This window comes from Limnohabitans sp., assembly GCF_036804465.1.
Classification (GTDB): Bacteria; Pseudomonadota; Gammaproteobacteria; order Burkholderiales; family Burkholderiaceae_C; genus Limnohabitans.
Map to the genome: position 1 here is coordinate 1 of NZ_DAIRSK010000011.1, position 21,346 is coordinate 21,346.

Consider the following 21,346-nt stretch of genomic DNA (forward strand, 5'->3'; position numbering starts at 1 on the left):
CTTTGCGGCTAGCGCAGGCAGCAAGCTGGTGATGCGTTGGTACAACTCAAACAAGAAGGCCACGCGTTCGGCGTCGGAGGCGTAGGACTTTTTGCCACCGCTGGGTTGGTAGGCGGCGTCTACGGCGGTGTCTAGTTTTTGGTGGGCCTTGAGCAGGGCCGGGGGCATGGTCAGTGGGTCGTAGAGGTCGGCCAGTGACGAGCTTGCAAATTGGGCTCGGGCGTCGAGCACGCATTGGGCGGCTTGTTCGATGGCGGTGTGGTGTTTGTCGCTGAGTGCTTCGCCTGCGAAGCCAGGCCAAGGGTAGTTGTTGTAGACGATGGTGTTGGAGTAGCGGAAATCACTTTTGATTCGACCGCAGGTGAACCGCATAAAGGCGTTGTGCATGGCGCTGGTCATGACGCCGAAGTGAAACAGCGTGGCGTCAGGGATCATTGAATTTGCATTTCCGCAAATGATTTCGGAATTACAGAAGCCCAAGGGGACATATTGCCGATTCTCCGAACTGTGAAGTGGAATCAGCAAGTAATTGCTAGAGGGTTGTCTGATCTTTTGAAACAGCGTTGGTGTCCCTGCATCAACTTGTGTTTGCTTATCCGAGCTCGTCATTCGCATTTCTTTGACGGCTTGTACACGTTTCATCACTTCGGGCATATGACGCAGTTCTTTTGGAGGACAATTTACCAACCACAAACACCAGCGCTGCTTGCTATTGATGAACTCCTCAGCGCCCAAGAACGGACGAATCCATTTAGCCGCTTGGGGGTCTATTGCGAGAAGTGCGTTCTTATCTGCATCGTCCATCAGCAAATGGCCCCCATCGGTAGGCTTGCTGCCATAGGTCATTTCAGGCACTTGGCAAATGGGCGTGCGGCGCTTGTTCAGCAACACATCCGGCGCATCCACCAAATACGCATTGATGCGCTTGACCGGCACCGCATGCGGCAGGCCTTTGATGTCTTCGTATTCGTAAATGGTTTTGACTGCTTGGTCTTCGGGGCCAAAGCCCACGATCACGCAATGCACAGCGGCTTTGCCGCTGGCCTCGTTGCTCCACTGGAAGGTGCGGTGCGCAAAGTGGATGTGCATGCCCAGGCGCTGCATCTCTCCCCACAGCACCGCCACTTGTTCACCTTGGGTGATGCTGTTGGTCGATACAAAGGCGGCTTGTGTGCCCGTGCTTTTCATGTATTGCGCGGCCAGCACATACCAGCCGCACACAAAGTCCAAATCGCCCGCGCCATGGATGCCGTGCATCACGGCGGCCAGGTCGGCTTTTTGTTCTTTGCTTTGGTAGGTCTTGCCCAAAAACGGCGGATTGCCCAACACATAACTACACCGCTCCGCAGGCAGCACCTCACTCCATTCCAGCCGCAGCGCATTGGCGTTTTGAATGTGCGGCGTGCTTTTAAGCGGGATGCGGGCAAAGTACAGGCCAAACTCCACGCTCACGCGCAGGTTCATTTGGTGGTCCACCAACCACAGGGCCACTTGGGCAATTTGCGCGGGGAACTCTTCGATTTCAATGCCAAAGAATTGGTCCACGTTCACGCCAATCAGGCCATGCACGTCCACCGTCATTTGGCCTTTGTGGGCGCTCAGTTCGTGGCTGGCGCGCAGCACTTTCAGTTCCAACTCGCGCAGTTCGCGGTAGCTGATAACAAGGAAGTTGCCACACCCGCAAGCTGGGTCAAAAAACGTCAGTTGCCGCAGCTTTTTGTGAAACTCAAACAGCTTGTTGCGGTTGCCTTTGACGCGCTCAAACTCGGCGTGCAGTTCGTCCAAAAACAAGGGCTTGATGAGCTTGAGGATGTTGGCCTCAGAGGTGTAGTGCGCGCCCAGGTTGCGGCGGGCCTTGTCGTCCATGATGCTTTGAAACAGGCTGCCAAAGATGGCTGGGCTGATGGCCGACCAGTCCAGCGCGCACGCATCTAACAGGGCTTCGCGCATGGCGGTGCTGAAGTCGGCCATGGGCAGGGTTTCTTCAAACAACTTGCCGTTGATGTAGGCAAACTTGCCCAGCTGTTCGTCGATGTGTTTGCTGCGTTGGCTCTCGGGCGTGTTGAGCGCTTGAAACAATTGCCCCAGGCGCGGCCCGAGGTCTGAGCCGTCGGGTGCGGTGCGTTCTTCCACAAAGTCGCGAAACGATTGCGCAGGCTGAAAGATGCCGGTGTCGTCGGCAAACAGGCAAAACAGCAGGCGCACCAGCAGCAATTCAAGGGCGTGGCCTTGGTAGCCGCTGGCTTTGAGGGCGTCGTGCAGGCGGCCCATGCGCTCGGCGGCCTTGATGTTGACGGGGTCTTCTGCCCGAATGTCTTGCACCTTGTAGCCTGCCAGCAGGCCAAACAGCTTGACGTGTTTGTGCAGGTGCCCAAGCTCAAACTCCACCGTCTCGCCCGTGGCCAAAATGCGCACCCGAAAGCGGGCAAAGTCGCACACCACCACGAGCTGCGGCAGGTCGCGCTCGGGCAGGTGGTGCAGGTAGCCCACGGCTTGGTCTATCGCTTGGTCGAGGTTTTTGCCGCGTGACTTGTGTTCTACCAACAGCACGCCGGGCCAAAACAAATCGACAAAGCCTTGCGCGCCGCCGAGCTTTTTGACATGCAGCTCAAAGGTGGCCACGCGTTTGTCGGTGATGCCAAAGATTTCAAAGAAGGCAATCCAAAAGGGTTTGGCTTCGCTGTCTTCGTTGCTGGCATCCGCCCAAGTTTTGCTAAAAAGCAATGCCCTAGATTTAATCTCGTTCCAGTTAAGACGCATAAAGTGCTCAATCAATGAGCTTGAATAGTACTAGAAAGTATTATTTTTAAAGATTAAACATCCATCAGCTAGGATGATTCGCACCTATGACCCTCTCCAAATTCCCCGCTCTCCAATTTCAGGTTCCCAAGGCCGACCGACACTTGGCCTTCAGCGCTGTGGGCGATGTGCTCAGCCCGCATGTGTTGCTGTGTTTGCCAGGGCTTTTAGAGACACGCGCCACGTTTGATTCGCTGCTGCAAGACGCCCAAGGGGTGCACGGCCTGCGCGTGGTGAGTGTGGATTTGTGCGGGCGCGGCGACTCTAGCCAACTGCCGGGTGACAAGGGCTACACCATGCAGGTGTATCTAGAGGACATGGAGCATTTCATTCGCGCCGAGTTGATGCCCGAAGGCCAGCCCGTGCCGCGCATTGAAGTGTTGGGTACCAGCATGGGGGGCATCTTGGCGATGTATTTGGCACACGATGCACGCAATTTCATCCATGGATTGACGCTCAATGACATTGGTTTGGATTTGCCTTGGATGGCGATTTACGGTTTGTATGACGGCATGAAAAAAGCGGGCCGCTTGCCCACACCCGAGGAGATGGCGGACAAGTTGCATGTCAGCATCGGCGTGGCTTTGGCGGTGCAGTCGCCCACGCACTTTGATTTGTCATACCGCAAAGACTGGAAAGGCATGAAGTTTGGCCACTTGCTGAGCGACTTCAAAGGCGCTGTGCGTTTGGTGCACGGCAGCGATTCAGGCGTGTGCACGGCCAAAGAGGTGAAAGACTTGCAGCGCGAATTTCCCGAAGCCCAAGTGCTGGAGGTGGCTGGCGCAGCGCACCCTGTGCCGTTCAATGCGGCAGTGAACAATTTTGTGTTGAAGTCCTTGGGTTTGCCTGCAGCGTTGGCCGCCAAAGTGCAGCCAACCACGGCCTTGACGCAGATGGACATCGCGCTAGACACGGGGCCTGTCTGGCAAGAGACCACCGTGGCCACCGATGCGCCTGTGGCGGTGTTGGCATCTTTGGAGGTGATGGCGCCACAGGCCCAGCCGACAGAGGCCGCCGCCGAGAAGCCAGTCGAGCCGGTTGTGCTACCAGTCGATCCCGTTGTGGTGGCGACGCCAGCGCCTCAGGGGGTGGCACAGCCTGCCCCTGTGCAGCCGACCAGCCTGTGGGCTTGGCTCAAGCAGCAGCTGCGAGGCACCACAAAGAAGTAACTTCTTTGGCACGTGCGTCGTGCAGCGGGTCGGTGTCGTCGCTTGCTTTGCCGTGCCGTGGTTTGATGTCTTGGCGGCCCGTGACTTGCAAGCCCGCTTCGCTGATCCAGCCCAGCAGCTCTTGGCGGCTGCGCAGCCCTAAGTGTTCTGCCAAGTCCGACAGGATGAGCCAGCCTTCACCTTGGGGCGCAAGGTGGGCACGCAAGCCGCCTAGAAACCCTCGCAGCATGCGGCTGCCTTCGTCGTACACCGCATGTTCGATGGGCGAGCTGGGGCGTGCTGGTACCCACGGTGGGTTGCACACAATCAGCGGGGCAAGGCCTTCGGGGAACAAATCGGTTTGCAGCAGCTCGACTTTGTCGATGCGTTGCAATCGTTTCAAGTTCTCACGTGCGCAGGCGAGGGCGCGTGGGTCTTGGTCGGTGGCCACAATGTGTTGCACCCCGCGCTTAGCTAACACGGCCGACAACACGCCTGTGCCCACGCCAATGTCAAAAGCCAGGGTTTTGTCTTTGATCGGCGCGTGGGCGACAAGGTCAACATACTCGCCGCGCACGGGCGAGAACACGCCGTAATGTGGGTGAATCCGGTTGTGGGGCGCGTCGCCCAAGGCGGTGATTTCGACCCCCTTTTTGCGCCACTCGTGCGCGCCCACCACACCCAGCAGTTCGCGCATGGACACCATGCAGGCTTGGCCATTGGCGGGGCCCCAGGCTTCGGTGCAGGCCAGCTTGAGGTCGGGTGCGCGGCGCAGGGGGATGGTGTAGTCGCCCTCCATGGGCACGATGACCATGGCCAAGATGCGGGCGCGTTGGCCCAGCGCTTGGCGGTGGGCATTGAATGCTTGCAAGGGCGCCACTTCAGGGGCTGGCTTGTTGTTTTTCTTGGGCTTGCGATCGGTGCGGCGAGCCAAGGCTTGCAGCAACTGACGTGCGTTGTGAAAGTCACCCTGCCACAACAGGCCCGTGCCCTCGCAGGCCAAGCGGTAGGCTGTGTCAGCCGACAGGGTGTCGTCAACGGCCACCACACGACGGGGGGCTACAGCGCCGCTTTCGCAGCGCCATGTGGGCAGGGTGGCTAAGAAGTCTGGGGGGGTGAGCATCCGGCATCATAGTGGGCGATGCCGCCTCAGCGCGGGGCTTAAGGTGCCGCAAATTCCCACACAACGCCAAGCTGCCAGCGCTGGCTTTGGGGTTCCATCCAAGACTTGCCGCCCATGGCGACGGAGTTGGAGTCGGCCAAAGAGGTGTAGCGCACAAAGGGCTTGAGCGCGTCGCCGTTGTTCAGTGTCACGTTCATGGCCACTTGTGCGTATTGGCCTTTGCGCTGCGTGTTGACCACGTCTTGGTATCGGGTGTTGACCTCGGACAGCATGGAGGTGTGTTGGCCATAAATGAGCCAGCCTGCATCCAGGGTCCACACATCGTCAATTTGCCAGCGCACGGGCAGCCAAAGTTGGGCAGCACTGCGTTGGTAGCCGCCATAGGTGACGCCTTGGAAGGTGGATGTACCGCGCAGGTCGTTCCACAGGGTATGCACGGCCAGGCCCGCATCTATGTTGGCGCGGTCGGTCGATTCGCCAAACAAGGGCAGCATGACTCGCCAGCGGGTTTCAAGGTTGGCGACACCACGCATGCTGCCTGAACTTTTGCTGGTGTAGATTTGTTGGCCTAGCAAGATATCGGCCTCAGCGTAGGCGTTTGGCAGCGCTGCCCATTGGCTCAGGCGTGCGTGTACACCCAGTTCAGGGCCTTTGAGTTGCATCAAGCCAGGCTCGCTGTATCGGTTGGCACCCGCGCTGATGCCCCATGTGATGTGAGGGGGCTGAACTTGTGGCTCAGGTGTTTGCGACCAACTTGGCCATGCCATGGCAGCAGCCACGAGAAAAAAGAGAAATTTGTGTTGCATGCTTTGTTTCTAGCAGATTTTCAAGACACCTCTTTGCTGAGGCACACTTATGCACGAACATGAAAACATTCAAAGTAGCCACCTACAACATCCACAAGGGCGTGCAAGGCCACGGTCCTGGGCGAAGATTAGAAATTCACAACCTGGGTCACGCGGTGGAGCAGTTTGATGCGGACGTGGTGTGCCTGCAAGAGGTGCGTGCATTCAACCGTCAGCAAGCCCGCCGTTTCAAGCGCTGGCCCGAGCAGGGGCAAGCAGACTTTTTGGCGCCCGAGGGCTACACGCCGGTGTACCGCACCAACGCCACCACCCAACATGGCGAGCATGGCAATGCACTGCTGTCTCGCTGGCCCGTGCTCGAGCATCGCCATGAAGACATGTCAGACCACCGACTTGAGCAGCGCGGTTTGCTGCATGTGACATTGCAAGTTCAAACGCAAGAGGTGCACGTGATCGTGAGCCATTTGGGTTTGTTGCCTAGCAGTCGACAGCGCCAAACCCAGCAGTTGCACGATTTCATTGCGCGTGAGGTGCCGCCCCATGCGCCGCTGCTGGTGGCTGGGGACTTCAATGACTGGGGCGGTTTGGTGACCCACATGATGGCCTCGGTGGGCTTGCACACCAACACAGGCAAAAAGTACCCCACTTTTCCTGCGCGCTTGCCTTTGGCGCAACTCGACCATGTGTATGCGCGAGGTTTGCGCCGCTTAGGCTCCCATGTGCCCCGAGGGCCGATTTGGCGACGTATGTCTGACCATCTGCCCTTGTTGGTCGAGTTTGAGTGGGATGCCCCATGAACACCCACCCCGCCGCACACGACACGCGTTTGTTGCGCAGCGGTGTGGCGCTGTTTGCCGCGCTCATCGACGCGTTTGACCAAGCCCAACATGAGGTGCTGTTAGAAACCTATATTTTTGACTTTGCAGGCGCTGGCGCTGAGGTGGCTCAGGCGCTGGTTCGCGCTGCCGAGCGCGGCGTGCGGGTGTGTGTGGTGGTCGACGGCGTGGGCACGGGTGAGCTGCCGCCTGAGTGGGCGCAACGCTTTGACCAAGCGGGCGTGCTGTGGCGCGTGTATTCGCCGCTGGTGGGCGTGGGTTTTTGGTTGCCTAGTCGCTGGAGGCGTTTGCATCGCAAGCTATGTGTGGTGGACCAATCGCTGGCGTTTTGTGGCGGCATCAACATCTTGGACGACTTCATCGACCCCAATGTAGCGGGTGGCTTGTTGCTGCCGCGCTTGGACTATGCCGTGAGCCTGCGCGGCACTTTGGTTGGGCAAGTGCATCAGGCCATGACGCAGTTGTGGTCGCGCATCGAAGCTGTGCGCGAGCTGCGCAGCCAAGACATTGCTGGTGCGCTCGAGGCTTTGCGCAGCGCCGATCAAGACTTGGCACTGCCCACACGCGCAAACATTCAATTGGTGTTGCGCGACAACGTGCGTCACCGTACCCAAATTGAGCAGGCCTATCGCAAAGCCATTGGCACAGCGCACCAAGAGGTGGTGGTGGCTTGCGCCTATTTTTTCCCGGGACTGCGTTTGCGACGCGCCTTGGTGCTGGCAGCGGGTCGAGGGGTGCGCGTGCGGTTGTTGCTGCAAGGGAAATACGAATACTTTGTGCCCTACCGTGCCTCACGCCAGCTCTACGGCCAACTGTTGGCAGCAGGTGTGGACATTTACGAATACCACGCCAGCGTGTTGCACGCCAAAGTGGCGGTGGTCGATGGGTTTTGGGCCACGGTGGGCTCGTCAAACTTAGACCCTTTCAGTTTGCTGCTGGCGCGCGAGGCCAATGTGGTGGTGCGCGACCGAGTCTTTGCCCAAGACCTGCAATCGAGCTTGAACGATGCCATGCACACTGGGGCCACACGGGTTGATCCGCACAGCTTTGCCCACCGCCCCGCATGGCAGCGCTTGATTGACTGGGGTGCTGCCTTGCTCTTGCGGTTTGGCGTGTTGTTGACTGGCAAGCCTTACTGAGGTGCGGCCATAAGGTTTTTGCATCGCTGATACCATCATCCCATGACAGCAAAAGACAACTTTGAAGGCACGCCAGTTTCTGTAAAGATTCGTGAGCGCATCACCGCTTCCCGCAAACGCTTCCATTCCAATGACAACATTGCTGAATTCATTCAGCCCGGTGAGTTAGAGGCTTTGCTTGACGAAGTCGAAGGCAAGATGCAAGGCGTGCTGGACAGTTTGGTGATTGACACCGAGCACGACCACAACACCGGCGACACGGCCCGCCGCGTGGCCAAAATGTATTTGCAAGAGGTCTTCAAAGGCCGCTATTTGCCCGCTCCGGCCATCACTGAATTTCCAAATGCCGAACACCTCAACGAGCTGATGATCGTTGGCCCCATCACCGTGCGCAGTGCGTGCAGCCACCACTTTTGCCCCGTGATCGGCAAGATTTGGATTGGCGTGCTGCCCAATGAGCGCACCAATGTGATTGGCTTGTCCAAGTACGCACGCTTGGCCGAGTGGGTCATGGGTCGGCCGCAAATTCAAGAAGAGGCGGTGGTGCAACTGGCCGACCTGATTCAATCCAAAACCCAGCCCGATGGCTTGGCCATCGTGATGGAAGCCAGTCACTTTTGCATGTCATGGCGCGGCGTGAAAGACATGGACAGCAAGATGCTCAACTCGGTCATGCGGGGTGCGTTTTTGAAAGACCCCAACTTGCGTCGCGAATTTTTGTCTCTCATTCCTAAAGGTTGATGCCATGCTCGTTCGTCTGTTGTATGTGAGCAGGTCCGTTCAACCCGAGACGGCCGAAGAAACTGAATCCATCTTGGCTAGCTCACGCGAGCACAACATCAGCAACGGCATCACAGGCGTGTTGTGTTTTGGGGGCGGCATTTACTTGCAAGCCATCGAAGGTGGCCGCAACCAAGTGAATGCGCTCTACACCCACATCGTCAAAGACCCGCGTCACAAAGACGTGGTGATACTGGCCTACCAAGAAATCTCCGAGCGCCGTTTTGGTGGCTGGACCATGGGTCATGTACGCCTAGACAAACTCAACCCGTCCATTGTGTTGAAGTACTCCGAAACCCCCGAGCTCGACCCCTACGGCGTGTCGGGCAATGTGTCGTTCGCACTTCTTGAAGAGCTGATGGCCACCGCCTCCATCGTGGGCCGCGCTTAATTGGGGTCAGATCCCAATTAATTTGGCATGACGCTCATTGGCTGCGACTTCAGCAGCAGCCCCTCCCAACGTAAACCCATCGTCGTGGCTGTCGGCCTGGCCAAAGACGGCCGTGTGCAGCTGCAAAGCTTGTTGCGATTTGGCAGTCTTGTTGCTTTTGGTGATTGGTTAAAACAGCCACAGCCGTGGGTGGGTGGTTTTGATTTGCCATTTGGCTTGCCGCGTGAGTTGGTGCAGACGCTGGGCTGGCCCACCGACTGGCTGGCCTGCATGCAGCACTTCACAGCACTCAGCCGCGCTGAGATACGCGAGACCTTCAAGGCCTTTTGCGATGCCCGCCCTGTGGGTGGCAAATTTGCCCACCGTGCCACCGACTCTCCCGCAGGCTCTAGCCCGTCGATGAAATGGGTCAACCCGCCTGTGGCTTACATGCTGCATGCGGGAGTGCCTTTGTTGATCGATGCTGGCGTCACCTTGCCCCGTTTGCATGCACCTGCCGTTTGTGTGAATGAGGCTGCGTCATCTGCTTCATCGCCCTCGTCCATGCGCATCGCTTTAGAGGCCTACCCCGGCTTGTTGGCGCGAGAGCTGATTGGCAACACCAGCTACAAAAGCGACGACAAAGCCAAACAAACTCCTGAGCGTTTGATTGCCCGCAAACAGTTGCTGCAAGTCCTTGAAGTGGGCCAAACCCGTTTGGGCCTGCGCCTCAAGCTCAGCCACGCGCAGCACGACACCTTGGTGGATGACGCCAGTGGCGACAGCCTGGACGCAGTGCTGTGCATGGTGCAAGCTGCGTGGGCGCAAAGCCAACACGAAGCAGGCGACCCGCACTATGGTCTGCCCGCATGCGACCCGTTGGAAGGCTGGATCGTGAGCGCTTAACTGTCGAGGCTTAGATGCGCAATTGCCTCTGTGTCCGTGCGATAAAGGTGCAGCCCCGCATGCGCTTGCAGACAGCCTGCACGGCGCAACACGGTTTCAACGGGTAGCTTCATGCCGCTGATGTGCAGGCTGATGCCGCGTTCGCGCAGCATGGCTTCGAGTTTGGAGAAGCTCTCTACGCCCGTGGCGTCGATGCGGTTAATAGGCATGGCAAACAGGCACAGATGGGTCACGTCCGGATGCTGGCCCAAGTGCTCCATCACGGCGCGCTCTAAGGTGCTTGCGGCCGCAAAATCTAGCTCGGCGTCCATGCGCATGGCGTAGAGGTGGGGCGCTAAGGGGGGCAGGTGCCACAGATGGCGGTCGCGCAGGCTGCCGTCGGGGTGCAGGCCCACTTCAATGATGCGTGGATGCAAACGCGTGTGCAAAAAGTGGCTCAGTCCCATGACCACACCGGCCAGCACCCCCCAATACAAACGCGGCGCCGAGAGCAGGGTGATGACAAACGTCAGCAACGCTGTGGCCGCCTCGACCCGGTTGATTTGATAAAGCTTCACAAAGGCATGCGGCTTGATGAGCCCCAGCACCGCCACCACCACGATGGCCGCCAACACTGACTGCGGCACAGGCTGCAACACGGCAGTGAAGAACAAGAGGATGACCAAAATCACCGCCACCGAAAACACAGTGGCCCATGCCGACTGAGCACCCGCGTACAGGTTGAGGGCCGAGCGGCTGAACGACGAGCTGGTAGGAAACGCGCCGCACAGACCCGAGGCCACTTTGGCCAAACCTTGGCCCACCAAGTCTTGGTCTTGGTCCCAGCGCTTGCCGCTTCGGTCGTTGTCGACTTTGGCACTCGACGCAGTTTCTAAAAAGCTCACCAGCGTGATCACCAAGGTGGGCAAAACCAATTGTTTGAATACATCCCACTCAATCATGCTGGGCACAAACAACGCAGGCAAGCCCTGCGGTAGCGCACCCACCACCGCCGTGCCAGCGGTCTCAAGCCCCAGCGCCCAGCTGACAGCCGCAGCGCCCATCACCACCACCAACACCGTGGGAAACGTGGGTCGCCAGCGCCGTGCCAACAAAAGCACCGTGAAGGTGACTAAGCCAAAGACCAGGCTGGCCCAGTCAATGCCACCGTGCGAGAGCACGTGAGACCAGCCTTGGGTCAACCCCAGCAAAGCGGGCAATTGGGACATGATGATGAGCACGCCCGCACCTTGGGTGAACGCCATCAACACCGGCGAGCTGACCAAGTTCAGCAACCAACCAAACCGCGCAAAGCCCAGCATCACCTGTAGCAAACCCGTCAGGAGCGAGAGCCATACCGTGAGGTTGACCCATTCGGCACTGCCAGGCGTGGCGATGCCGCCCAGCGAGGCCGACACCAAAATAGCCGTCAGGGCCGTTGGCCCCACCGACAAGCGCTGCGACGCGCTAAACAGCACGGCCACCAAGGCTGGCAACAACGACGCGTAAATACCCGTGACCAGCGGCATGCCTGCCAACGTGGCATAGGCCACCCCCTGCGGAATGACCATCAGTCCTACGCTTAAGCCCGCGAAGGCCTCGCTTTTGAGTAAATGTGGACTGGGCTTAGGCCAGCTCAGAAAGGGGAACCATTGCTTTGCAGATTGCATTCGACAATAGTAACGGGTGTGTTACCCCACGCAGGTGTTTAGTTTGGACAATGCAGCTTTCATTGAGGTGGCGCATGGGGCGTGTGTTTTGTCTGTGGTTGGCAGCTTGCGTGATGTGCGGGTGTACCGCTACGCCTGCGCACGCTTGGCCTGGCATCGTGACCTATGTGAGCGATGGCGACACAGTGTGGGTACAGCCGCTGCAAGGCGGCGAGGCATACAAAGTCAGGCTGCAGGGCATTGATGCGCCCGAGATTTGCCAGCCTTGGGGACCGCAGTCACGCGCCGCATTGCACGCTGCGCTGCAAGGCCAAGTGGTAGAAGTGACGGCCCGCACACACGACAGCTATGGCCGTTTGCTGGCGCTGCTTAGCCTACAAGGCAGTGATGTGGGTGCTTGGATGGTGGGGCAGGGCTTTGCATGGTCGTACAGCTACAAAAACAATGCAGGCCCCTACCAAGCCTTGCAGTGGCAAGCGCAAACGCAGCACCTCGGTTTGTTTTCAGAAGGGCGGGCCTTGCAGCCAAGGTGGTTTAGAAAGCGGTTTGGCTCGTGCCACTTGCCAACACCTGATGCGCCGCACTGAGTTGGCATGCGGCCAAAACCCGTGCTGTGAAGCTGGCTCAGTGCTTGCCGCCGCACACAGGGCAGCTCGCGTTGCGCTGCAAGCGCACTTCACTCCAAGCCATGCCGCGACCATCCAGCATTTGCAGGCGACCCGTCAGGCGCGACCCCATGCCTGTGATGAGCTTGACCGTCTCCATGGCTTGCATCGTGCCAATCACGCCCACCAGCGGAGCAAGCACGCCCATGGTGGCGCACTGCGCTTCTTCAGGCACATGGCCAGGCGGAAAGATGCAGGCGTAGCAGGGCGATTGCTCATCCCGCGCGTCATAGACCGCGAGTTGACCATCCATGCGAAGGGCTGCGCCTGAGACCAGTGGCACGGTGTGCTTCACACAAGCCGCGTTCACAGCTTGGCGGGTTTCAAAATTGTCAGAGCAGTCCACCACCACGGTGACCGTGGGCAAGAGGGCGTTGAGATGGGCGGCGTCTAGCCTGTGGGCAAGCGTTGTCACACGGACTTCAGGGTTGAGGGCCAGCATGGCTTGAGCGGCAGACTCGACCTTGAGTTGGCCCACGCGCGCGGTGGTGTGTGCTATTTGACGCTGCAAGTTGGTGAGGTCGACCTCGTCGTGGTCGGCAATCGTGATGTGGCCTACCCCGCTGGCGGCCAAGTAAAGCGCGACGGGAGAGCCCAAACCACCTGCGCCGACCACCAGCACATGGCTGTCAATCAGACGCTGCTGCCCTTCAATGCCCACATCGTCGAGCAGGATGTGGCGCGAGTAGCGCAGCAGATGGTCGTCGTTCACGGCAGCGTTACCCGTGACTTACTTGTCTTTCTTTTCAGCCAAAGGGCGTTCGCTTTGTGTCTTGCTGGCCAACACGGGCTGGCCTTTGAGGCGTTTGATGGCTTGCTCGAGTTGGAAATCTTTGTCGCTGCCAAACTCAGGGGGGCGACGCTCGCTGTTGGGCTTTTTGGACTCTTCTTCCAAACGCTTCATGGCTTCTTCGCGGGCCTTTTCTTTTTCTTTTTCCTTGGCTGCGTCTTTGGCATCTTTGCCTTGGCCGCTTTCTAAGTGTTTGTCGAGGTCGGCTTCACGCATGCGCAAAATGGCAAACGGGCTGCCTTCGGCGGTATCGTCAAGCAACACATCAGGCACGATGCCTTTGGCTTGAATGCTTCGTCCATTGGGCGTGTAGTAACGCGCAGTGGTGATCTTCAAAGCGGTATCGGGGCCTAACTGGCGCACGGTTTGTACCGAGCCTTTGCCAAAGGTTTGGCTGCCCATGATGGTGGCGCGTTTGTGGTCTTGCAAGGCACCGGCCACGATTTCGCTGGCCGAGGCGGAGCCTTCGTTCACCAACACGACCAAGGGCACGGTGCGGTAGATGCCTTTGGTGGCTTGGTGCAAGCGGGATACGGGGTCATTGCCGCTGTTGCGGCGGTAAAACTCGGGCGATGCTTTGTACACAAATTTGCTCTCAGCCAATTGCCCGTTGGTGGACACCACGGCGATGTTTTCAGGTAAGAACATGGCAGACACGGCTACGGCGGCGTCGAGCAAACCACCTGGGTCATTGCGCAGGTCTAGCACCAAGCCTTTGAGCTTGGGTTCTTGTTTGTAAATTTCTTCCAGCTTATTGGTGAAGTCATCCACCGAGCGATCTTGGAACTGGCTCAGACGAATCCAAGCGTAGCCAGACTCCATCACTTTGCCTTTGACGCTTTGGGTCTTGATTTCCTCACGCACGATGTTGACGGGGAATGTGCGGCTTTCGTCCTTGCGGAAAATGGTCAGCATCACCTTGGTGCCAGGCTCGCCACGCATGCGTTTGACCGCCTCGTTGAGCGACAGACCTTTGACCGCGGTGTCATCAATCCTTGTGATCAAGTCACCCGACTTCATGCCTGCACGAAAAGCAGGCGAGCCCTCGATGGGCGATACCACTTTGATGAGGCCTTCTTCTTGGGTGATTTCGATGCCCACGCCCACAAATCGGCCAGTGGTGCCTTCACGGAATTCCTTGAAAGACTTCTTGTCGTAGTACTGTGAGTGGGGGTCAAGGCTGGCCACCATGCCAGTGATGGCGTCGCTGATGAGTTTTTTCTCGTCCACGGGCTCGACGTAGTCGCTCTTGACCATGCTGAAAACGGCAGCCAGTTGCTGCAATTCTTCTAGCGGCAAGGGCGCCATGTTGGCGCGCGCGACGGTTTGTAGCGAAACGGTGGTCAGTGCACCGGTCAAAGCGCCGATGGCGATCCAACCTGCGATCTTGAGTTGTTGACGCATGTTGCCCTTGAATGTTGACGTGTCTCTAGAAGTACTCAATATACAACGCGTCCAGCAGCCGCGCTGTCGGTATCACCATTAAGCCTTGCCATGGGAGGCTAAAGCGGCGGCGGCTGTGGCGGCCGCTTGGGCGTCGCCCAAATAGTAGTGACGAATGGGCTTGAGGTTGTCGTCGAGCTCATACACCAGCGGAATGCCATTGGGGATGTTCAGGCCGACGATGTCTTGCTCGCTGATGCCGTCTAAATACTTGATGAGCGCACGGATCGAGTTGCCGTGAGCAGCCACCACGATGCGTTTGCCAGCCTTGATGGCTGGGGCCATGGACTCGTTCCAGAAGGGAACCACGCGGTCCACGGTATCTTTCAAGCACTCGGTCAGCGGCACTTGGGCTGGGTCGAGTTTGGCGTAGCGGGCGTCACCGCGTTCGCTACGGGGGTCGTGCGCTTGCAGCTCAGGTGGCGGGGTGTCATAGCTGCGACGCCAGATGAGCACTTGCTCGTCGCCGAACTGTTTGGCCATGTCTGCTTTGTTCAAGCCTTGCAGGTCGCCGTAATGGCGCTCGTTGAGGCGCCAGCTTTTCATCACAGGCAACCAGGTGCAATCCATCTCGTCCAAGGCGAGGTACAAGGTGCGAATGGCGCGCTTCAACACGCTGGTGTAGGCCACGTCAAACGCGTAGCCTTCGTCCTTGAGTAGCTTGCCTGCGTTTTTGGCTTGTTCCACGCCTTTAGGGGTCAGGTCAACGTCGGTCCAGCCAGTGAAGCGGTTTTCAAGGTTCCAAGTGGATTCGCCGTGGCGAATTAATACGAGCTTGTGCATGGTTTAAATCGGCAGTGTCAGTGAAAGAGTGACCATGATTTTAGAATGCTGGGCTGACGCGTTACTTTTGTTCTCCCTTTTTGCTTTTTTGGACTGGATTCTTCTGTGAAATTTATTCTCGACAACTGGATGTTGATCACCATCGCTTTGAGCACGGGCTTCTTTTTACTTTTGCCCGTGGTGCAAGGTGCTGCGGCCAGCGGCATTTCGCCCAATGAAGCGGTGCAATGCATCAACCGCGAAAAAGGTGTGGTGGTCGATGTGTGTGGCGCCGACGAGTTTGCCCAGAGCCATATCAAAGGCGCGGTGAACCTGCCTTTGGATGAGTTGGAAGCGCGATTGAGTAAAACAGTGAAAAACAAAAGCACGCCCGTCATCATGGTGTGTGCGGCTGGTGCGCGTTCTAAGCGTGCGCAAGCCATCGCGCAAAAACTGGGTTACGAAAAGGTGCATTCGCTGCACGGCGGGCTGAAAGCTTGGAAAGAAGCTAACCTTCCTATCGCTAAAGTTTAATTTCTCTGGAGAATATGCCATGCCCGACATCAAGATGTACACCACCGCTGTTTGCCCGTATTGCGTTCGTGCCAAGCAGCTGCTCAAAGCCAAAGGCGTGGCTCAGATTGAAGAAATCCGCATTGACACCGACCCTGTGGCCCGCGCTCACATGATGGAAGTCACTGGCCGTCGCACCGTGCCGCAAATCTTCATTGGTGACATGCATGTCGGTGGCTGTGACGATTTGGTGGCCTTGGATGCCAAAGGCGATTTGCTGCCTTTGTTGCAATCTTGAGCTGACATAATTCAGCCATCCCGATTGGCTGCCCGCTTCGGTACTGCCGATGCGGGCTTTTTTTTGTTTTAGGAAAAACTCATGTCAGAAGAACAAGCGAACCCCGTCTTTCAAATTCAACGTGTCTATTTGAAAGACCTGTCTTTGGAGCAACCCAACTCACCCGCCATCCTGACCAGCACCGAGCAGCCGTCGGTGGACATCCAATTGGCTGTGGCCGTTGAGCAAGTGACTGACGGTATCGTGGAAGTGACCGTGACCGCCACCGTGACCACCAAGATTCAAGACAGTGTGGTGTTTTTGGTGGAAGCCAAGCAAGCAGGCATTTTTGAAGTGCGCAACTTGCCAGAAGACCAAACAGGTCCCGTCATCGGCATTGCTTGCCCACAAATCATCTACCCCTACCTGCGCGGCAACGTGGCTGATGTGATTCAACGGGCTGGTTTTCCGCCTGTGCACTTGGCCGAAATCAACTTCCAAGCCATGTACGAGCAACAGCAGCAACAACAAGCTGCTGGTTCTGTTCAGTAAGCTTTGCCGCTAGGCCATCGATATGAAGGTCGCCGTTTTAGGTGCAGGCGCGTGGGGTACGGCCCTGGCGATCAATGCTGGTGCACACCATGCTGTGACCTTGTGGGCTCGCGATGTGCCTCAGGCCCAAGTCATGCAAGCCCAGCGCGTGAACACGCGCTACTTGCCTGAGCAGGCCTTCACCGACGGCGTACAAATGTCCTCGGCCCCTTTTGGCGCTTGGTTGGCCGAGCAAGATTTGGTGGTCATCGGCTCGCCCATGAGCGGGTTGCGCGGCATGCTGACGCAACTTGCCCCGATCTTGGGCAGCCACGTGCCTGTGGCATGGCTGTGCAAAGGCTTTGAAGCAGCGCAAGCTGACATTGTGCAAGGCGACGCCTCGCACAGCGGCATTGGTTTGATGGCCCATGAAGTGTGCGCCCAAGTGGCCCCCGCCCTGCTCGGCGGCGCTTTGAGTGGCCCCAGCTTTGCGCAAGAAGTGGCACGCGGCATGCCCACGGCCTTGGTGGCGGCCAGCAGCAGCGCTGTGGCGCGCGAGGCCATGGTGAAGGCTTTTCACAACCCCACTCTGCGCGTCTATGCCAATGAGGACATCGTGGGCGTGGAAGTGGGTGGCGCGGTCAAAAACGTGTTGGCCATCGCCACGGGTTTGTGTGATGGTTTGCAACTTGGCCTCAATGCCCGTGCCGCCCTCATCACACGCGGTTTGGCTGAAATGACGCGCTTGGGCTTAGCGCTTGGCGCAAAGGCCGAAACTTTCATGGGTCTGTCGGGCTTGGGCGACTTGGTGCTCACTGCCACGGGAGACCTCAGCCGCAACCGAAAAGTAGGCTTGGCCTTGGCCCAAGGCCTCACCCTGCAACAAGCGGTGGATTCACTTGGCCATGTGGCCGAAGGGGTGTATTGCGCCCGCACCGTGGTGCAACGCGCGCAGTATTTGGGGGTGGACATGCCCATCGCCCATGCGGTGGTGGCTTTGTTAGATGGCCAAATCACACCCGCGCAAGCGGTGGCTGTTTTGATGGGAAGAGGTGCTCGCGGTGAAAACTAAATTCTTTTTATCGGTGATCTTGCTGGTGGGCTTCGGGGGCGCGTCAGTCGCGCTTGCCAACCAAGACCGTGTCAACGCAGAGCCGAGCGCGCAGACATCAGCCGAAAAACCAATCGTGTGGAAGGCCACACTCGGCACCTACAAAGACTCGGTCACCCGAGACACCTCCACAGATGTCAACGTGCGTGGCAGCGCGGGCGACACCCGTTTTTGGGTGGGCTATTACCAAGAACCCACCGACTTCAAACAGTCGCGCTTTGGCATCGAGCAGGCCACGGGCTTGGCCAGCTATGGCAAGCTGATTTCATCGGTGCAAGTCGCCAGTGGTGGGTTTTTAGGCGGTAGCCTCACCTGGGATGGCAAGCAAGACAACGTCGATGGTTGGTCGCCCCTGCTCGGTTGGGGCCGCACCAACGCCAAGCCCTATGTCAATCTGAACTTCGACCCAAACGACTCGCTGCTGTGGGGCGGCACTTATTCGCAACGTCAAATGGGACAAATTTCGTTGTACCAAATCTTCGATGACCGCTTCAACACGGGCCAGCGCGTGACGCATCTGGTGTGGCGTGGTTCACTGCCCAATTCGGTGAGCTTGGTGGTGGATGCGTTTCATCGCTCTGGCGCCACTGAAGCGGGCGAGGCGAAGGTGAGCGGCAACGGGCTGGCCACCACCGTCGAGCTGCGTGACTATTTTGTGCGCTTTGCCTATGACCAAAAAGCCAACTACACGCAGGCCAACATCACGCGCTTGGCGGTGGGGTTTCGGTATTGAGGCCTTAGGTTGTTTGGATTTTTGGCTTATGCCCACGGCCTTGGCCGAGGAGAAACCTCAAACCTCAAACCTCAAACCTCCCAGTTGTCAATCAACCTGGTCTTGCCCAACTTAGCCGCCCCCAACACCACCAACGGTTCAGCGCTCGGGCCAGCCACAGGTGACAAGTCATGCTGGTGGCGCAAGGTGATGTAGTCAGGTTGCCAGCCACGCGCACGCAAGGCGTCCATTGCCGCAGCTTCGGCCGACGCGACATCCAGCACACCCGTCGCATGGCCCTCACGGGCCGCAGCAGCCAATCCCTTCAAAGCCATTGACAGTTGCACCGCTTCGGCGCGTTCTTCGGTGCTGAGATAACCGTTGCGTGAACTCAAAGCCAAGCCGTCTTCGGTGCGACGGGTCTCGCTACCGATGATCTCAATGGGCAAGGCCATTTGCTGCACCATGCGGCGAATCACCATGAGTTGTTGGTAGTCTTTTTTGCCAAACACGGCCAAGTTGGGTTGCACGATGTTGAAGAGTTTGTGCACCACGGTGCACACGCCCACAAAAAAGCCCGGGCGAAACGCGCCTTCCAAGATGTCGGCCAATTGCGCAGGAGGATGCACCTTGAACAGTTGGGGTTCGGGGTAGAGTTCTTTTTCAGACGGCGCAAACACCAGGTCGCAGCCGTTGGCCTTTAACAAGGCACAGTCGTTTTCTAGGGTGCGCGGGTAAGTGTCAAAGTCTTCGTTGGGGCCAAATTGCAGGCGGTTGACGAAGATGCTGGCCACCGTCATGCCGCTACCGCTGCGCTTGTCTTCAACCGCACGTTTGTCTATTGCGTGCCGTGCTGTTTGCATCAGCTCTAAGTGGCCTGGGTGCAAGCTGCCCATGGTGGGCACCAAGGCGCGATGGGCGGTGGGCTTCAAGGCGCGGCGCAGGTCCGCAAGCGTGTGAACGATGTGCATGCAAAGAAAAGGTGGACGGGTCGCTCGTTCAGGTCCAAGCGTGTTTGGCGTTGTCGGGGAAGTTGCCGTTTTTCACGGCGGAAACATAGGCGCTCATGGCTGCCAAAACGCTGTCGGCCTCGCTCATGAAGTTATGCACGAACTTGGGGTTTTTGCCCAAGTTGACACCCAACATGTCGTGCATGACCAGTACTTGGCCCGCTGTGCCGTTGCCCGCACCAATGCCAATGGTGTGGCAAGTGGGGAGCTCTTGGGTCAAGGCGGTGGATAAGGGCTCGGGCACCATTTCTAGCACCAGCATGCTGGCGCCTGCGTCTTGCAGTGCCAAGGCTTCTTGACGCAGCTGGGTGGCCGAGTCGCCGCGGCCTTGCACGCGGTAGCCGCCTAAGGCATGAACGGTTTGGGGGGTGAGGCCCAAGTGGGCGCACACTGGGATGCCGCGCTCAACCAAGAAATGCACGATGTCTGTGGTCCAACCGCCACCTTCGAGTTTGATCATGTGCGCACCTGCCTGCATCAACTGGACGGCGCTACGCAGGGCTTGTTCTTTGGATTCTTGGAAGCTGCCAAAGGGCATGTCGCCAATGATCCAAGCTGTGCCTTGCACGCGACGGATGCCGCGGGCCACGCTCTCCACGTGGTAGCGCATGGTGTCAAGCGTGACGCCCACGGTGCTGGTGAGGCCTTGGCAGACCATGCCCAGCGAGTCACCCACCAAGATGCATTCCACGCCCGCCGCATCGGCCACGGCGGCAAAGGTGGCGTCATAGGCGGTGAGCATGGTGATTTTTTCGCCTCGAGCGCGCAGCTCGTTCAACCTTGGCAGGCTGATCGGCTTGCGGGCTGCCACGGGCGAAGCAGGGGGCAAAGTGCCGTAGGGCGAGGCGTGGGTGTTGCTCATAGAGAGGTATGGCGCAAAGCCAGTCCTGTGTTGCGAAGAGATTGGAGTTTACGTGGGTCTTTTATGTGGGGCTATAGGCCAGGCGCACATAAATGGGTGCAAAAGCCTCAGCCTGCGTGATTTCAATCAGGGTTTCTTTGGCCAGCTCCAGCAGTGCGATGAAAGTCACCACCAACACAGGAGCACCTTTGTTGGCGTCAAAGAGTTTTTCAAACTCCACAAAACGTTGGCCTTGGAGGCGGCGCAGCACAATGCTCATGTGCTCGCGCACCGACAGTTCTTCGCGGCTGATTTTGTGATGTTGAACCAGTTTGGCGCGCTTCAAAATGTCGGCCCACGCCTGCTGCAACTCCACCACATGCACATCAGGAAAGCGGGGCTGAAGCGACTGCTCGATGTAGACCTGTGCGCGCAAAAAATCGCGGCCAAATTGCGGTACTTCATTGAGCTTGGCTGCGGCCAGCTTCATTTGCTCGTATTCGAGTAAGCGGCGCACCAACTCGGCGCGGGGATCTTCGGGTTCTTGGCCTTCAGCCACCTTCTTGGGTGGCAGCAACATGCGTGATTTGATTTCAATCAGCATCGCCGCCATCAGCAGGTATTCGGCGGCCAGCTCGAGGTTTCGGTTGCGAATTTCGTCCACATAGCTCAGGTACTGGCGCGTGAGCGAGGCCATGGGGATGTCGAGGATGTTGAAGTTTTGCTTGCGAATGAGGTACAGCAACAAGTCCAAGGGGCCTTGGAATGCCTCTAGGAAAACTTCGAGCGCATCGGGCGGAATGTACAAATCCTGCGGCATGGCAAACAGCGGCTCGCCATACAGACGGGCCACGGCCACGTTGTCGATCACCTCGGGCATGACCGAGGTGATGTCTGCCTCGTCGTTAGGCATTTGTTTGGTAGACGTAGGGCTTTTGCGCCACGCGCCCAGCTGCGTTGTCTTGCTGGATTTCGGTGTTCACTTGCTTGTCCCACAACAAAGCACGGCCGTCGCGCTGTTCTTTTTCGAGCGTGGGTTTGTTGGCCTTGAGCGACTCGATGAACTGAGTGACTTCGGAGGTGTAGCTGTCACGTTGAAAAATTGACATGGAGGGTTTCCTAAAGGCTGTCTTGA

23 protein-coding genes are annotated in these 21,346 nt (G+C 58.1%); 12 read left to right on the plus strand and 11 right to left on the minus strand.

Going from position 1 to position 21,346, the window contains the following annotated elements:
- On the minus strand, positions 1–2,760 hold a 2,760-nt coding region (locus tag V7Q41_RS07250; RefSeq protein ID WP_333844822.1), incomplete at its 3' end, for a DNA methyltransferase.
- An 86-nt stretch (positions 2,761–2,846) separates the two neighbouring features.
- On the opposite strand from V7Q41_RS07250, the gene V7Q41_RS07255 reads away from it, so the two are divergent.
- The gene (locus V7Q41_RS07255) at positions 2,847–3,968 is read left to right on the plus strand and encodes an alpha/beta fold hydrolase (protein WP_333844824.1); all 1,122 of its coding nucleotides are present in this window, start codon (positions 2,847–2,849) and stop codon (positions 3,966–3,968) included.
- Here the strand turns inward: V7Q41_RS07255 and V7Q41_RS07260 are convergent.
- A complete protein-coding gene (locus V7Q41_RS07260; RefSeq protein WP_333844827.1) occupies positions 3,934–5,070 on the minus strand; it encodes a class I SAM-dependent methyltransferase in 1,137 nt (378 codons plus the stop codon). The two genes, V7Q41_RS07255 and V7Q41_RS07260, sit on opposite strands and share 35 nt — an antisense overlap.
- Positions 5,071–5,108: 38 nt before the next feature.
- Positions 5,109–5,876, minus strand: a complete 768-nt coding sequence (locus V7Q41_RS07265) for a hypothetical protein (RefSeq protein ID WP_333844829.1) — start codon at positions 5,874–5,876, stop codon at positions 5,109–5,111.
- A 59-nt stretch (positions 5,877–5,935) separates the two neighbouring features.
- On the opposite strand from V7Q41_RS07265, the gene V7Q41_RS07270 reads away from it, so the two are divergent.
- Genes V7Q41_RS07270 through V7Q41_RS07290 form a run of 5 tightly spaced genes read left to right on the plus strand, consistent with a single transcriptional unit; the run spans position 5,936 to position 9,907 of the window.
- Positions 5,936–6,673 (plus strand): endonuclease/exonuclease/phosphatase family protein, encoded by a 738-nt coding sequence (locus tag V7Q41_RS07270; protein WP_333844830.1) that lies wholly within the window; start codon positions 5,936–5,938, stop codon positions 6,671–6,673.
- Positions 6,670–7,851, plus strand: a complete 1,182-nt coding sequence (gene clsB / locus V7Q41_RS07275) for a cardiolipin synthase ClsB (protein ID WP_333844833.1) — start codon at positions 6,670–6,672, stop codon at positions 7,849–7,851. The genes V7Q41_RS07270 and clsB overlap by 4 nt, the downstream gene beginning before the upstream one ends.
- 42 nt (positions 7,852–7,893) lie before the next feature.
- Positions 7,894–8,592: a GTP cyclohydrolase I gene (gene folE / locus V7Q41_RS07280; protein ID WP_333844835.1), complete on the plus strand. Its 699-nt coding sequence runs from the start codon at positions 7,894–7,896 to the stop codon at positions 8,590–8,592.
- A gap of 4 nt (positions 8,593–8,596) precedes the next feature.
- Positions 8,597–9,022: a BLUF domain-containing protein gene (locus tag V7Q41_RS07285; RefSeq protein WP_333844837.1), complete on the plus strand. Its 426-nt coding sequence runs from the start codon at positions 8,597–8,599 to the stop codon at positions 9,020–9,022.
- Positions 9,023–9,049: 27 nt separating this feature from the next.
- Complete coding sequence (locus V7Q41_RS07290) at positions 9,050–9,907, plus strand: DUF429 domain-containing protein (protein ID WP_333844840.1); 858 nt, start codon at positions 9,050–9,052, stop codon at positions 9,905–9,907.
- Here V7Q41_RS07290 and V7Q41_RS07295 read toward each other — a convergent pair.
- Positions 9,904–11,556 carry a SulP family inorganic anion transporter gene (locus V7Q41_RS07295; protein ID WP_333844843.1) on the minus strand — a complete coding sequence of 551 codons (1,653 nt, stop codon included), beginning with the start codon at positions 11,554–11,556 and terminating at the stop codon, positions 9,904–9,906. The two genes, V7Q41_RS07290 and V7Q41_RS07295, sit on opposite strands and share 4 nt — an antisense overlap.
- A 50-nt stretch (positions 11,557–11,606) precedes the next feature.
- On the opposite strand from V7Q41_RS07295, the gene V7Q41_RS07300 reads away from it, so the two are divergent.
- Positions 11,607–12,143: a thermonuclease family protein gene (locus V7Q41_RS07300; protein ID WP_333844845.1), complete on the plus strand. Its 537-nt coding sequence runs from the start codon at positions 11,607–11,609 to the stop codon at positions 12,141–12,143.
- A 37-nt stretch (positions 12,144–12,180) separates the two neighbouring features.
- Here the strand turns inward: V7Q41_RS07300 and V7Q41_RS07305 are convergent, their stop codons facing one another.
- From V7Q41_RS07305 to gpmA, 3 genes are all read right to left on the minus strand, one after another.
- Positions 12,181–12,933 carry a HesA/MoeB/ThiF family protein gene (locus tag V7Q41_RS07305; protein ID WP_333844848.1) on the minus strand — a complete coding sequence of 251 codons (753 nt, stop codon included), beginning with the start codon at positions 12,931–12,933 and terminating at the stop codon, positions 12,181–12,183.
- Between the two features lie 18 nt (positions 12,934–12,951).
- Entirely contained in the window at positions 12,952–14,415 is a 1,464-nt protein-coding gene (locus V7Q41_RS07310; protein WP_333844850.1) for a S41 family peptidase, read from the minus strand.
- A 78-nt stretch (positions 14,416–14,493) separates the two neighbouring features.
- Positions 14,494–15,237, minus strand: coding sequence for a 2,3-diphosphoglycerate-dependent phosphoglycerate mutase (gpmA, locus tag V7Q41_RS07315; protein WP_333844851.1), 744 nt, complete (start codon positions 15,235–15,237; stop codon positions 14,494–14,496).
- A gap of 105 nt (positions 15,238–15,342) precedes the next feature.
- On the opposite strand from gpmA, the gene V7Q41_RS07320 reads away from it, so the two are divergent.
- The 5 genes from V7Q41_RS07320 (at position 15,343) to V7Q41_RS07340 (ending at position 18,381) form a co-directional block, all read left to right on the plus strand.
- The gene (locus tag V7Q41_RS07320) at positions 15,343–15,750 is read left to right on the plus strand and encodes a rhodanese-like domain-containing protein (protein WP_333844853.1); all 408 of its coding nucleotides are present in this window, start codon (positions 15,343–15,345) and stop codon (positions 15,748–15,750) included.
- A gap of 19 nt (positions 15,751–15,769) precedes the next feature.
- Positions 15,770–16,027, plus strand: a complete 258-nt coding sequence (grxC, locus tag V7Q41_RS07325; RefSeq protein ID WP_333844855.1) for a glutaredoxin 3 — start codon at positions 15,770–15,772, stop codon at positions 16,025–16,027.
- A gap of 81 nt (positions 16,028–16,108) precedes the next feature.
- The gene (gene secB, locus V7Q41_RS07330) at positions 16,109–16,558 is read left to right on the plus strand and encodes a protein-export chaperone SecB (RefSeq protein WP_333844858.1); all 450 of its coding nucleotides are present in this window, start codon (positions 16,109–16,111) and stop codon (positions 16,556–16,558) included.
- 22 nt (positions 16,559–16,580) lie between these two features.
- Positions 16,581–17,609: an NAD(P)H-dependent glycerol-3-phosphate dehydrogenase gene (locus tag V7Q41_RS07335; RefSeq protein ID WP_333844860.1), complete on the plus strand. Its 1,029-nt coding sequence runs from the start codon at positions 16,581–16,583 to the stop codon at positions 17,607–17,609.
- Positions 17,599–18,381 (plus strand): hypothetical protein, encoded by a 783-nt coding sequence (locus tag V7Q41_RS07340; RefSeq protein ID WP_333844863.1) that lies wholly within the window; start codon positions 17,599–17,601, stop codon positions 18,379–18,381. Before V7Q41_RS07335 ends, V7Q41_RS07340 begins: the two co-directional genes overlap by 11 nt.
- A gap of 71 nt (positions 18,382–18,452) precedes the next feature.
- On the opposite strand, the gene panC is transcribed toward V7Q41_RS07340, so the two are convergent.
- The 4 genes from panC to V7Q41_RS07360 all read right to left on the minus strand — a co-directional run bounded on the left by panC (position 18,453) and on the right by V7Q41_RS07360 (position 21,320).
- Positions 18,453–19,331 (minus strand): pantoate--beta-alanine ligase, encoded by an 879-nt coding sequence (panC, locus tag V7Q41_RS07345; RefSeq protein WP_333844865.1) that lies wholly within the window; start codon positions 19,329–19,331, stop codon positions 18,453–18,455.
- A 28-nt stretch (positions 19,332–19,359) separates the two neighbouring features.
- A complete protein-coding gene (gene panB / locus V7Q41_RS07350; protein ID WP_333844867.1) occupies positions 19,360–20,232 on the minus strand; it encodes a 3-methyl-2-oxobutanoate hydroxymethyltransferase in 873 nt (290 codons plus the stop codon).
- Positions 20,233–20,293: 61 nt separating this feature from the next.
- Positions 20,294–21,124 (minus strand): segregation and condensation protein A, encoded by an 831-nt coding sequence (locus tag V7Q41_RS07355; protein WP_333844871.1) that lies wholly within the window; start codon positions 21,122–21,124, stop codon positions 20,294–20,296.
- Complete coding sequence (locus V7Q41_RS07360; RefSeq protein WP_333844874.1) at positions 21,117–21,320, minus strand: DUF3460 family protein; 204 nt, start codon at positions 21,318–21,320, stop codon at positions 21,117–21,119. The genes V7Q41_RS07355 and V7Q41_RS07360 overlap by 8 nt, the downstream gene beginning before the upstream one ends.
- Between the last annotated feature and the right edge of the window lie 26 nt (positions 21,321–21,346).

What these genes read in the sequence shown, in the direction of transcription:
- V7Q41_RS07255 (WP_333844824.1), top strand. Translation starts at nt 2,847, where the DNA reads ATGACCCTCTCCAAATTCCCCGCTCTCCAATTTCAGGTTCCCAAGGCC.
- clsB (WP_333844833.1), top strand. Translation starts at nt 6,670, where the DNA reads ATGAACACCCACCCCGCCGCACACGACACGCGTTTGTTGCGCAGCGGT.
- gpmA (WP_333844851.1), bottom strand. Translation starts at nt 15,237, where the DNA reads ATGCACAAGCTCGTATTAATTCGCCACGGCGAATCCACTTGGAACCTT.
- grxC (WP_333844855.1), top strand. Translation starts at nt 15,770, where the DNA reads ATGCCCGACATCAAGATGTACACCACCGCTGTTTGCCCGTATTGCGTT.
- V7Q41_RS07355 (WP_333844871.1), bottom strand. Translation starts at nt 21,124, where the DNA reads ATGCCTAACGACGAGGCAGACATCACCTCGGTCATGCCCGAGGTGATC.
- V7Q41_RS07360 (WP_333844874.1), bottom strand. Translation starts at nt 21,320, where the DNA reads ATGTCAATTTTTCAACGTGACAGCTACACCTCCGAAGTCACTCAGTTC.
- V7Q41_RS07270 (WP_333844830.1), top strand. Translation starts at nt 5,936, where the DNA reads ATGAAAACATTCAAAGTAGCCACCTACAACATCCACAAGGGCGTGCAA.
- V7Q41_RS07295 (WP_333844843.1), bottom strand. Translation starts at nt 11,556, where the DNA reads ATGCAATCTGCAAAGCAATGGTTCCCCTTTCTGAGCTGGCCTAAGCCC.
- V7Q41_RS07290 (WP_333844840.1), top strand. Translation starts at nt 9,050, where the DNA reads ATGACGCTCATTGGCTGCGACTTCAGCAGCAGCCCCTCCCAACGTAAA.
- panB (WP_333844867.1), bottom strand. Translation starts at nt 20,232, where the DNA reads ATGAGCAACACCCACGCCTCGCCCTACGGCACTTTGCCCCCTGCTTCG.
- secB (WP_333844858.1), top strand. Translation starts at nt 16,109, where the DNA reads ATGTCAGAAGAACAAGCGAACCCCGTCTTTCAAATTCAACGTGTCTAT.
- V7Q41_RS07285 (WP_333844837.1), top strand. Translation starts at nt 8,597, where the DNA reads ATGCTCGTTCGTCTGTTGTATGTGAGCAGGTCCGTTCAACCCGAGACG.
- folE (WP_333844835.1), top strand. Translation starts at nt 7,894, where the DNA reads ATGACAGCAAAAGACAACTTTGAAGGCACGCCAGTTTCTGTAAAGATT.
- V7Q41_RS07310 (WP_333844850.1), bottom strand. Translation starts at nt 14,415, where the DNA reads ATGCGTCAACAACTCAAGATCGCAGGTTGGATCGCCATCGGCGCTTTG.
- V7Q41_RS07260 (WP_333844827.1), bottom strand. Translation starts at nt 5,070, where the DNA reads ATGCTCACCCCCCCAGACTTCTTAGCCACCCTGCCCACATGGCGCTGC.
- V7Q41_RS07300 (WP_333844845.1), top strand. Translation starts at nt 11,607, where the DNA reads ATGCAGCTTTCATTGAGGTGGCGCATGGGGCGTGTGTTTTGTCTGTGG.
- V7Q41_RS07335 (WP_333844860.1), top strand. Translation starts at nt 16,581, where the DNA reads ATGAAGGTCGCCGTTTTAGGTGCAGGCGCGTGGGGTACGGCCCTGGCG.
- panC (WP_333844865.1), bottom strand. Translation starts at nt 19,331, where the DNA reads ATGCACATCGTTCACACGCTTGCGGACCTGCGCCGCGCCTTGAAGCCC.
- V7Q41_RS07265 (WP_333844829.1), bottom strand. Translation starts at nt 5,876, where the DNA reads ATGCAACACAAATTTCTCTTTTTTCTCGTGGCTGCTGCCATGGCATGG.